Origin of the sequence: Pseudoxanthomonas sp. PXM04, assembly GCF_014851695.1 — a bacterium.
GTDB classification, from domain to species: domain Bacteria; phylum Pseudomonadota; class Gammaproteobacteria; order Xanthomonadales; family Xanthomonadaceae; genus Pseudoxanthomonas_A; species Pseudoxanthomonas_A beigongshangi.
Genome location: NZ_JACVAG010000006.1, coordinates 196,775 through 206,792, shown reverse-complemented (window position 1 = coordinate 206,792; position 10,018 = coordinate 196,775). Strand labels below are relative to the sequence as shown.

Annotated in this window: 9 protein-coding genes; 4 read left to right on the top strand and 5 right to left on the bottom strand. The window is 68.0% G+C overall.

Annotated elements, in window-relative coordinates; all coding sequences use genetic code 11:
• Positions 1-275: 275 nt before the first annotated feature.
• Entirely contained in the window at positions 276-1,049 is a 774-nt protein-coding gene (locus IB228_RS15600; protein WP_183640860.1) for a helix-turn-helix domain-containing protein, read from the bottom strand.
• Between the two features lie 386 nt (positions 1,050-1,435).
• On the opposite strand from IB228_RS15600, the gene IB228_RS15595 reads away from it, so the two are divergent.
• Positions 1,436-2,782, top strand: coding sequence for a DEAD/DEAH box helicase (locus IB228_RS15595; protein WP_183640858.1), 1,347 nt, complete (start codon positions 1,436-1,438; stop codon positions 2,780-2,782).
• A gap of 104 nt (positions 2,783-2,886) precedes the next feature.
• Here IB228_RS15595 and IB228_RS15590 read toward each other — a convergent pair whose 3' ends face one another.
• The 3 genes from IB228_RS15590 to IB228_RS15580 form a co-directional block, all read right to left on the bottom strand.
• Positions 2,887-5,232, bottom strand: a complete 2,346-nt coding sequence (locus tag IB228_RS15590; RefSeq protein ID WP_192199125.1) for a TonB-dependent hemoglobin/transferrin/lactoferrin family receptor — start codon at positions 5,230-5,232, stop codon at positions 2,887-2,889.
• A gap of 261 nt (positions 5,233-5,493) precedes the next feature.
• The gene (locus tag IB228_RS15585) at positions 5,494-6,405 is read right to left on the bottom strand and encodes an EF-hand domain-containing protein (protein ID WP_192199124.1); all 912 of its coding nucleotides are present in this window, start codon (positions 6,403-6,405) and stop codon (positions 5,494-5,496) included.
• 31 nt (positions 6,406-6,436) lie between these two features.
• Positions 6,437-7,222, bottom strand: coding sequence for a DUF4198 domain-containing protein (locus IB228_RS15580; RefSeq protein ID WP_192199123.1), 786 nt, complete (start codon positions 7,220-7,222; stop codon positions 6,437-6,439).
• A gap of 181 nt (positions 7,223-7,403) precedes the next feature.
• Here IB228_RS15580 and queD point away from each other — a divergent pair, with 181 nt between their 5' ends.
• On the top strand, positions 7,404-7,757 hold the full coding sequence (gene queD / locus IB228_RS15575) for a 6-carboxytetrahydropterin synthase QueD (protein WP_141454267.1): 354 nt from the start codon (positions 7,404-7,406) through the stop codon (positions 7,755-7,757).
• A 322-nt stretch (positions 7,758-8,079) separates the two neighbouring features.
• Positions 8,080-8,475 (top strand): phasin family protein, encoded by a 396-nt coding sequence (locus IB228_RS15570; RefSeq protein WP_183640850.1) that lies wholly within the window; start codon positions 8,080-8,082, stop codon positions 8,473-8,475.
• Between the two features lie 192 nt (positions 8,476-8,667).
• Here IB228_RS15570 and bioD read toward each other — a convergent pair whose 3' ends face one another.
• Positions 8,668-9,336, bottom strand: a complete 669-nt coding sequence (gene bioD / locus IB228_RS15565) for a dethiobiotin synthase (RefSeq protein WP_192199122.1) — start codon at positions 9,334-9,336, stop codon at positions 8,668-8,670.
• Between the two features lie 195 nt (positions 9,337-9,531).
• Here bioD and IB228_RS15560 point away from each other — a divergent pair, with 195 nt between their 5' ends.
• Positions 9,532-10,017, top strand: coding sequence for a GAF domain-containing protein (locus IB228_RS15560; RefSeq protein ID WP_192199121.1), 486 nt, complete (start codon positions 9,532-9,534; stop codon positions 10,015-10,017).
• Position 10,018 lies beyond the last annotated feature (1 nt).

The window sequence follows — 10,018 nt, the reverse complement described above, 5'->3', positions numbered from 1 at the left end:
TCCGCTCTACACAAACCACGTCGCCTCTTCGTAGAGCGGAGCTCGCTCCGCTCCGCGATGTCTCATGCGCACGTCAAGCCATCATCCGCACAACAGGCAAAAAGAAAGCGGAGCAAGCACCGCTCCACGCCAAACCACATCGCGTCCTCGTAGAGCGGAGCTCGCTCCGCTCCGCGATGCCTCACGCGCACGTCAAGCCATCATCAGCACAACAGGCAAAAGGAAAGCGGAGCAAGCTCCGCGCCACGCATGTATTTCGAGCGGACGACGCCGGCTTACTCGCGCATTTCGGCGAGCGCGGCCAGGCGCTTGCGATCCTTCAGGCTCACCCGGTGCGGGTCGTCGGTGGCGATCAGGCCGTCCTGGCGCAGGCGGGTGAAGCTGCGGCTGACGGTTTCCACGGTCAGGCCCAGGTAGTCGGCGATGTCGGTGCGCGACATCGGCAGCACCACCTCGTCGCCGCTGTAGCCCTGGCGGCGGCGGCGCGCGTGCATGTCCAGCAGGAACGAGGCCAGCCGCTCCAGCGGGGTCATCCGCGCCAGCGACATCAGGTTGTCGCGGGTGGCGTCCAGCTCCACGCAGGCGCGTTCCAGCAATTCGCGCTCCAGTTCCGGATAGCGCGCGCACAACGTGCGCATGTCCTGCATGGTGAAGGCGCACAGCTCGCTGTCGACGATCGCCTCGATCGAATGGCGGTAGTGGGTGGCGCCGCTGAAGCCGATGAAATCGCCCGGCATCAGGAAGCCGGCCACCAGCCGGCGGCCGTCGGCCAGCAGGCGGATCCGGCGCAGCGCGCCGGCGGTGACGGTGAACACCTCGCGGCGGGAGTCGCCTTCCCGCGCCAGCACTTCGCCGGCCTTGAGCGGAATGTCGCCGGCCAGGGTCTCCAGCGCCCGCGCCTGGTCCAGCGGCAGTGCCGCGCAGACCGCCAGGTGGCGGACCTGGCAACCGACGCAGTCGCCCTGGGCCGGGCCGGCCAGGGGATCGGCGTCCCCTCGGCTCCCGGGGACAACGGGCTGTCCGTTGTGACGCAGTACGCGCAGGCTCATGGGGGCGGTCGGGTCGAGAAAACAGGGGCTTATAGTATATCGGCCCGGCGCGGCATTCCTTTCGGCTGAACGGAAAACCGCCCCTCCCGGTCCATAAAATCCCCGCTGGCGCCCGGAATCGGTTAAAGTGCGCGCCGTTTGCCAGCGGCCGTTCGTTTCCCCGACGGTCCGCCGATGCCGGTCCCCCGCGGTCCCGCATCCGCCCCACTCCGACTGCTTTCGCTGTGCAAACCCGGAGTCGCCATGTGGCGTCTTCCGCCTTTTTCCCCTCTCGCAGCGCGGTTTCCAGGGAACGCTACGGGTAAACGGCCGATCCGCCATCGCCGCCGCGCCTGACCGCGCGTTGTCGGCGCGGGTGGCGTCCGCCGCCTTTGGAGTATTCCGCAATGACGTTCGAATCCCTCGGCCTGGCGCCGGCACTGCTGCGCGCGCTGGACGAGCAGGGCTACACCGAGCCCACCCCCGTCCAGGCCCAGGCCATTCCGCTGGCGCTGGCGGGTCACGACCTGCTGGCCGGCGCCCAGACCGGCACCGGCAAGACCGCCGCGTTCGGCCTGCCGCTGATCCAGTACCTGGCCACCACCCCGCAGGAAGTCGCCCCGCGCGGCGGCCGCAAGCCGCGCGCGCTGATCCTGACCCCGACCCGCGAACTGGCCGTGCAGGTGCACGACAGCCTGCGTACCTACGGCAAATACCTGCGCATCCCCAGCACCACCATCTACGGCGGCGTCGGCATGGGCAACCAGCTGGACGCGCTGCGCCGTGGCGTGGATCTGGTGATCGCCTGCCCGGGCCGCCTGATCGATCACATCGAGCGCCGCAGCATCGACCTGTCCGGCATCGAGGTGCTGGTGCTGGACGAGGCCGATCGCATGCTCGACATGGGTTTCCTGCCCTCGATCAAGCGCATCCTCGCCAAGCTGCCGCGCCAGAACCGGCAGACCCTGCTGTTCTCGGCCACGTTCGCCGATCCGATTCGCGATCTGGCGCTGGAGTTCATGCGCGAGCCGCAGCAGGTGCAGGTGACCCCGAACAACACCGTCGCCGACACCATCGCCCACCGCGTGCATCCGGTCGACGGCGGCCGCAAGCGCGAACTGCTGCTGCACCTGCTGGCCGCGGACAGCCGCGTGCAGACGCTGGTGTTCGGCCGCACCAAGCACGGCTGCGACAAGCTGGCGACGTTCCTGGAAAAGAGCGGCGTGCGCGCCGCCGCCATCCACGGCAACAAGTCGCAGGGTGCGCGCCTGCGTGCGTTGGGCGATTTCAAGGCCGGCCGCGTCAACGTGCTGGTCGCCACCGACATCGCCGCGCGCGGCATCGACATCGATCAGCTGCCGCGGGTGATCAACTTCGACCTGCCGATGGTGGCCGAGGACTACGTGCACCGCATCGGCCGCACCGGCCGCGCCGGCGCGCAGGGCGAGGCGATTTCGATCGTCGCCCAGGACGAAGCCAAGCTGCTGCGCCAGATCAACCGCATGCTCAAGCGCGATCTGGACATCGTGGAAGTGCCGGGCTTCGAACCGCAGGTGCCGATCCGCTGGGGCAACTCGCAGGCCGGCCGCGACGATCGTCCCGCCGGCAACAAGGCACCGCGCAAGCACAACCGCCGTCCGCACGCCGCCCCGCCGCGGCATGCCCATGCCGGCGGTCCCAAGCCGCAGGGCCAGGGCCGTCGCCAGGAAGGCCGTGGCGCCCGCGGTGGCCGTGGGGGTGGTTCCGGACGCTGATCGCTCCAGCGAAGGCCGTCTCCGATCAGCCGCGTCGACGTCCGTCGACGCGGCTTTTTCGTTTCCGGCAGGCGCGATGGACGCGCGGCGGAAACGGAACCCGCTCAGAAGCTGTACGACACCGACACGCGATAGTTGCGGCCCGGTTCGCTGTAGCGGCCGATGCCGTCGTCGGTGGCGTAGCCGTACAGGTAGAAGTCGCCGCGGGTGACGTTGCGGATGCGCGCCCACGGGTAGTAGCGCTCGTCCATCAGGTTGTACACGCCGGCGTTGATGCGCAGGTGATCGTTCACGCGCAGGCTGCCGAACAGATCGATCGTGGTGTAGGCATCGCTCAGGAAGCGCTGCGGCACCTGGCCGAACACGTCCGGCTGAAGATCCACGTCGCGGCCCTTCTTGGCCAGCGAATGGGTCAGGTTGCCGGTGATGCGCAGGCGGTCATCCCAGCCCTGCCAGCTCAGGCCCAGCACGCCCTTGTCCGGGTTGATGCTGTCCAGCGGGCGTCCGTTCTTCTGCTCGCCCTCGTTGTGCGACCACGCCGTACGCAGCAGCCAGGCGTCGCCCAGTCGCCACAGGCCTTCCAGCTCCACGCCCTTCACGGTGACTTCGCCGACGTTGGCCGGCGTGTTGTAGTCGTAGCCGAGCCGGGTGGTGCAGGTACCGCGCGAGCAGGTGCGGTATTCGGTGCCTGGATTGGCGGTCACCCGCGTGTTTTCGATGAAGTTGTCGTAGCGATCACGGAACACCGAGATGCCGAAACGCGCGTTGTCGCTTTCCCAGCGATAGCCCAGTTCCACGCTCAGGCTCTTTTCCGCCTCCAGATCCGGATTGGCCGCCGCGGTTGGCACCAGCACGGTGTTGCCGGTTCCCACTTCGGTGATCTGGGTGGTGCTGGTGGGCGCGTACATCTCGCCGGTGGTCGGCGCGCGGAAACCGCGCCCGGCCTGCAACCACAGCGACTGGTTGGGCAGGAACCGGTAGCTGATGCCGGCCTGCCAGGTGGGCGAGGCGAAACTGACGTCGCGCACGCTGCCGGTGGGATCCAGGAAGGTGCCACCCACCCGCGGCGAGTAGTCATAGCGGTCGTAGCGCGCGCCCAGGGTCAGCTGCAGGCGGTCTTCCAGGAAGCCGATGCGATCGCGCAAATACAGGTTCCAGGAGGTCGCATCGGTCTTTGGCACCTGCGCCGGGTCCACGGTGGCGGTGTCCAGCGCCCCGGCGTTGTTCCAGCGATAGTCGATGGCAAGGAAGTCTATGTCGCGCTGCTGCCAGGCCGCGCCATAGACCAGCGCGTGCCTGGCCGACCCGGTGTCCAGGGCCTTGTCGAAGTCCAGCGCCACCCGGTCCAGGCTCTGCTCGGTGGTGCGGTCCTCGGCGCGCCGGCAGGTCAGCGCGAGCGTGCACGGCGTGGTGACCGGCGTGGCCGGCGTGCTGGAAGCGCCGCTGCCGGTCAGGATGCGGGTGATGCCGCGGCTCTTGGTCTCCTGGCGATCGGCCTGCAACTCCAGGGTGTCGAACATGGCGTTGCCGGCATCCCACCGGTAGCGGATGCCGTAGCGGTCACGTTCGCTGCTGTCGTCGCCCCAGCGCTCCAGGTAGCCGGGCCCGCTGACCCGGCTCAGGTTCTCGACCAGGTTGTCCACCCGGTTGCGCTCATAGACCACGCCCAACCGGTGCGCATCGCTGATCACGAAATCGACCTTGGCCAGCACGTTGGTGCTGTCGTGATCGATCGGATCCGGCAACCGGCGCGCGCTGCCGGTTGCCACCGCGGTGTTCGAGAACCAGCCCTCGGATTCGTGCGCCTTGCGCCGGGTGTAGACCAGCATCGATTCGACGATGCCGGTGCGGTTGGCCAGGGTCAGCGAGCCGAGTTTCTCGTCGTTGTGGCTGGTGTATCCCAGTTTCATGCCGACATGGGTGTCATTGCCTTCCTGCTTCAGGTAGTCGGCCGGAGCCTTGGTGGTGAACACCACCGCGCCGCCCAGCGCGCCGCTGCCGGCGGCGATCGAATCCGGTCCCTTGATCACTTCCACGGTCTTCAGCGAATCGATGTCCAGGCCACCGCGCCCGGCGCGGAAGAATTCGTAGCTGCGCGCCGTCTCCAGGCTCTCGGCCATGCCCAGGCCATCGATGGTCAAGGCGACGCGATCGCCCTCGATGCCGCGGATGTTGAAGCCGTTGTCGCCAAAGCGACCTAGGTCGACGATGCTGACGCCGGGGATGTAGCGGATGACGTCTTCCATGCTCTCCGCCATCTCGTTTTCCATCTGGCGGGCGTCGATGACGGTGACGTTCTGGTTGGCGGACTTGCGCTTCTCACGCGCGGCCTTGACCTCGACGGGGTCGAAGGTCCTGGTGCCGTCGGCATCGGACGGGGTTTCCGCGTGCAGGGGGAAGGACAGGCTCGACGCGATGGCCAGCGCGAGCAGGCTGGGGGGCAGCTTCATGGTGGAACTCCGACAGTCGGGAAGGGAAATGCGCGCTTCGATGGGAGCGCTCCGGTCCTGGCTGCCGCCGCCATCGGCGGTCCTGCGTTGCTGGGAAAGGCATCGCGCACGGGCGATGCGGGAAGTGGGGTGACGCCCGCTATCGCGGGTGTTGGCAGGGATCGACGCGCCGTCGCGACGGAAGGCGCCGCGCAGGACGCGCGCATGGGGACATCCCCTGGAGCGATGCGGTGTTCATCGGCATCCCCATGCCGGTGCCTGTCAGCGTCCCGCGGCGGTGCGGGCCGGCCGTGCCGGCGGCGGCAACGCCGCGTCGGCCGCGTCGACCACGCCGTCGTGGTTGCGGTCCGCGGCGTCGAAACTGCGCCGACCGGACACCTGGTACTCGGCGAAGGTCATCCGGCCATCCTTGTCCGTGTCCAGGGCGGCGAAACGCACGCGCGTCTGCTTGTCCGAACCGCCACCCAGCGCGGCGTAGTGCTGGTCCAGGCGCTGGCGGAATTCCGTCAGGTATTCCTCGCGGTCCAGCGCGCCGTCCCGGTTGGCGTCGGTGCGTTCGAATTGTCCGGCGCGGGCGCGATCGAATTCCGCGCGTTCGACCTGGCCGTCGCCGTTGCCGTCGTACAGCGCCAGGAAGCCATCGCCGGTATGCGCGCTGGGCAACTCCATCCGGCTGCGCCTGCGCTCGGCGCGCGCGGCGCGTTCGGTGGCCGCGTCGCCGCTCTTCGCCAGTTCGGCGTTTTCCATTTCCAGCGCCTTCCGGCCTTCGGCGAACACGCGTTCGCCGGAAGCGTCGAACTCGGCCCGCGACACGCGCCCGTCGCGATCCGCATCCAGCGCGTCGAAGCGGCGGCCGGTCTGGATGATCTGGTTTTCGCGTGCCTGTTCGCGCGCCTGCCGCGATCGGGTTTCGAACTCGCGCACGTATTCTTCCACGTCCACGCTGCCGTCGCGGTTGGCATCGGTGGCATCGAAGCGCTGGCGGCGGAAGGCGTCGAATTCCTCCCAGCCCAGGCGACCATCGCCGTTGCCGTCATGCTGGGCGATGAAGGCGGTGATGTTGTCGCTGTGGCCCACCACCAGCGGGCGCGCGGGCGGCGATTGCCAGGCATTGGCGGCGAGGGGAAGCAGCAGCGCGGTGGCGACCGCGCCGGTGAGGAAGGCGGTTTTCATCGAGGGACTCCAGCGGATCCGGAAAGGCGGCTCAGGGTTCGAGCACGCGGAAGGTCAGGGTGTAGCTGTGGCTGTATTCAGCCACCGGCGCGCCGGCCGGGGCCGGCGTGCGATGACGCGACAACGCCAGCCAGGTGCCGGCGCGCTGCAATGGAAAACTCACCCGGCCTTCGGCGTCGGTGGTCAGGTTCACGACCTGCGCCTTGCGATCCGACGTCCAGACCGCCTCGGTGATCTCGACCGGCTGGTTGGCCAGCGGCTTGCCGTCATGCTGGACGACAAAGGCGAACGACTCGCCCACGTACAGATCGTTGGGATGATCGACCGGCACGAACTCCAGCCCCTGCCCGCGCGCGCGCAGCGCCGCGGTATCCGGCGCGCCGATGCTGACGTAGGTCTCGGCGAGGGTAAGTGACTGGAAGTTGGACAGGATCTTGGCGCCGGCCGGGATCTTCACCGCCGGATCGCGCGAACTCTCGCGCTTGCCGCCGGCCTCCCAGGTGCGGAACAGCGCGCCCAGGCGCGGCCCGGTGCTGAACCGGTACTGCGGCATGCGGTGCTCGGCGACCGCGCGGGTCTTGAACACCTGCACCGTGTCCGGCGCGGCGCTGGCGCCGTCCGGCCCGATGATCACGAAGCGGCTGTTGTCGAACGCGGCTTCGGGCACGAAGAAGGTTTCGGCGAAGGCGGCGTCGAGCGCCAGCGTTTCGCCGGCCTGCGGGGCGAAGTTGCTGGGCGAGAGATAGGGCGTGTGGGCGGAGGCGGTCGCGAAGGCGGCCCAGGCGAGCGCGCCGGTCAGCAGGGTCAGCGGTTTCATCATCGGTTCCTGAGGGGACGGAATCGCTGGCGGAACCGGGGACGGCTGCTGGCTGCCGGGCGCATCTTAAATGCAAATGCGAATCGTTACAATCCAGTGAAGATGGATTTCCGAAAGAAGCCCGACACAGCGGGCGACGCCGGATTTGCCGCCTTCATGCGCCGCAGCGGACAATACGCGCATGGATATTTTCAAGATCTTCACCCTGGAAGCCGCGCACCGCCTGCCCAACGTGCCGGAGGGGCACAAGTGCGCGCGCCTGCACGGCCATTCGTTTCGGGTGGAACTGCACGTTTCCGGCGACATCGATCCGCACACCGGCTGGGTGATGGACTTCGCCGACATCAAGGCCGCGTTCAAGCCGATCTACGACCGCCTGGATCACCACTACCTCAACGATATTCCCGGTCTGGAGAACCCGACCAGCGAGCGCCTGGCCGCATGGATCTGGGAACAGCTCAAGCCCGCCCTGCCCGGCCTGAGCGAAGTCGTGGTCCACGAAACCTGCACCGCCGGCAGTCGTTATCGCGGCTGAGCGCCCAGACCGGCGACAGGCCGGTCGCTGGGTAGGGGCACCGTATCGCATGGTCGAAAACGGCTGGCCTCGCCGACCACGCGAATCCTTGGAAACCCGGAAGAAAACGTTTGCACCGTGGCGGTGCGCCTGTGCACGCCCGTTTCCCGCGCAACCGTGGCTTCCCGTCCTCGCCTTCCCCTGTTCAGCTTTGTCCCGCAAACCGCTGATTTTTAACGGGGACTGACCGTTCGTCGGAAAACCATACGCCTGTTATTGCACCGCAACAAAGACCTCGATATGCTGCGCCGCAACATCCTCGTATTCCCTTTTGGAGTGCACCATGTCCGCACAGTTCAACGAGCAGTTCAGCACCTACACGCACCAGTTCGCGGCGGCCGCTGCCCGCGCGAACCGTCTGGCCCTGGAAAGCGCCGAGACCATCTTCGGCGTCCAGCTGAAGACCTTCGAGAAGAACGTCGACGCCACCACCGCCTTCTTCGGCGAGCTGGCCGAAGTGCGTGATCTCGACAGCTACAAGACCCTGTGGCCGAAGGGCGTGCAGATCGCCAAGGACAACACCGAGCGCCTCGTCGCCGCCGGCCAGGAAGTGTTCGGTCTGGCGCTGAAGACCGGTGAAGCCTTCGGCCAGCTGGCCAAGTCCCAGTACGAAGCCGCCACCGACAACGTCCAGGCCACCGTGGCCAAGGCGACCAAGGCTGCCAAGGCCGCCAAGTAATACCGCTTCAAAGTTCTCTCTACATTGCGCGGACTCCCCTCCCGCCGCGCAATCCGGCCCGGCCAGCGCCTCCCCGCTGCCGGGCCTTTTCTTTGAGCGAATCCTTCCCCCGCCCGCGGGGGAAGGTGCCCGAAGGGCGGATGGGGGCGCTTTGGGCGGCAAACCAACACCCCTAAAACCCCACACTCCCCATCACCCCGGCAACACCAACCGCCCCGCCCCCACCGCCGGATCCGCCGGCGCGGCATGCATCAAGCGCCCCCAGCACGGCGCATCGATGCGCGCCTTCAGCAGTTCGAAGTTCTCGTCCCGCCGCGCCATCTCCGGATCCACTTCGCTGGCGATCCAGCCGATCAGCTCCGCACCGTCGGCACGGATGGCGCGCGCGGTCAGCCGCGCATGGTTGAGGCAACCCAGCCGCATGCCCACCACCAGCACCACCGGCAGGCGCAGCGCGCGCACCAGATCGACCTGATCCAGCGACGCCGACAGCGGCGCCGCCCAGCCGCCCACGCCTTCCACCACCACCACGTCCGCCTGCGCCCGCAACCGCTGGAAGGCATCCACGATCGGCGGCAACGCCAGGACCACGCCGGCTTCCCGCGCGGCGATCTCCGGGGCGAGCGGCGCGGGTAACGCATAGGGATTGAGATCGGCATAGGCCGGACGCGGATCGCTGGCAGCCAGCAACGCCAGCGCATCCTCGTTGCGCCAACCGTCCACGGTGCGTTCGCAGCCGCTGGCGACCGGTTTCATCCCGACCGCGCGAAGGCCCCGACCACGCAGGGCATATAGCAGGCTGCTGCTGGCGAAGGTCTTGCCTGCCCCGGTATCGGTGCCGGTGACGAAGAAGCTGTGCATCCGTTTCCTGTGGCGATGCGCCCCGTCGGCGCGTGGCCGCCCATCGTAGCGGGCCGGTCCGGCGAAGGCAGCCGCGTGCCAGCGGAACATTCCGACGCCGGCGCGTCCTGTTTTGGCCGGTCATCACGTTGTCTTCATCAATCCAACCATTCCCGGCGCACCGGCCCCCTCGCGGGTTCGGGCTAGAATCCAGTGATGTCCTTCACCAGCCAGACCCTGACCGGCAGCAAACCGGAACAATACGCGCAGCTGGCCGCCCAGGCGCGCGCCCTGCTCAGCGGCGAAAGCGACCGCATCGCCAACGCCGCCAACCTGTCGGCGCTGGTCTACCACGCGCTGCCGGATCTCAACTGGGCCGGTTTCTATTTCCACGACGGCACCGAACTGGTGGTCGGTCCTTTCCAGGGCCTGCCCGCCTGCGTGCGCATCGCCCTGGACAAGGGCGTGTGCGGCGCGGCCGCGCGCACCCGCCAGACCCAGCGGGTGGAAGACGTGGAGGCCTTCCCCGGCCATATCGCCTGCGACAGCGCCTCGCGCTCGGAACTGGTGGTGCCGCTGGTCAAGGGCGATCGCCTGATCGGCGTGCTGGATCTGGACAGCCCGCAGTTGGCGCGTTTCGACGAGGAAGATCAACGCGGGCTGGAAGCCATCGCCGCCATCTACGTGGAGACGCTGGCATGAG

What these genes read in the sequence shown, in the direction of transcription:
- IB228_RS15590 (WP_192199125.1), bottom strand. Translation starts at nt 5,232, where the DNA reads ATGAAGCTGCCCCCCAGCCTGCTCGCGCTGGCCATCGCGTCGAGCCTG.
- IB228_RS15585 (WP_192199124.1), bottom strand. Translation starts at nt 6,405, where the DNA reads ATGAAAACCGCCTTCCTCACCGGCGCGGTCGCCACCGCGCTGCTGCTT.
- IB228_RS15560 (WP_192199121.1), top strand. Translation starts at nt 9,532, where the DNA reads ATGTCCTTCACCAGCCAGACCCTGACCGGCAGCAAACCGGAACAATAC.
- bioD (WP_192199122.1), bottom strand. Translation starts at nt 9,336, where the DNA reads ATGCACAGCTTCTTCGTCACCGGCACCGATACCGGGGCAGGCAAGACC.
- IB228_RS15570 (WP_183640850.1), top strand. Translation starts at nt 8,080, where the DNA reads ATGTCCGCACAGTTCAACGAGCAGTTCAGCACCTACACGCACCAGTTC.
- IB228_RS15595 (WP_183640858.1), top strand. Translation starts at nt 1,436, where the DNA reads ATGACGTTCGAATCCCTCGGCCTGGCGCCGGCACTGCTGCGCGCGCTG.
- IB228_RS15580 (WP_192199123.1), bottom strand. Translation starts at nt 7,222, where the DNA reads ATGAAACCGCTGACCCTGCTGACCGGCGCGCTCGCCTGGGCCGCCTTC.
- queD (WP_141454267.1), top strand. Translation starts at nt 7,404, where the DNA reads ATGGATATTTTCAAGATCTTCACCCTGGAAGCCGCGCACCGCCTGCCC.
- IB228_RS15600 (WP_183640860.1), bottom strand. Translation starts at nt 1,049, where the DNA reads ATGAGCCTGCGCGTACTGCGTCACAACGGACAGCCCGTTGTCCCCGGG.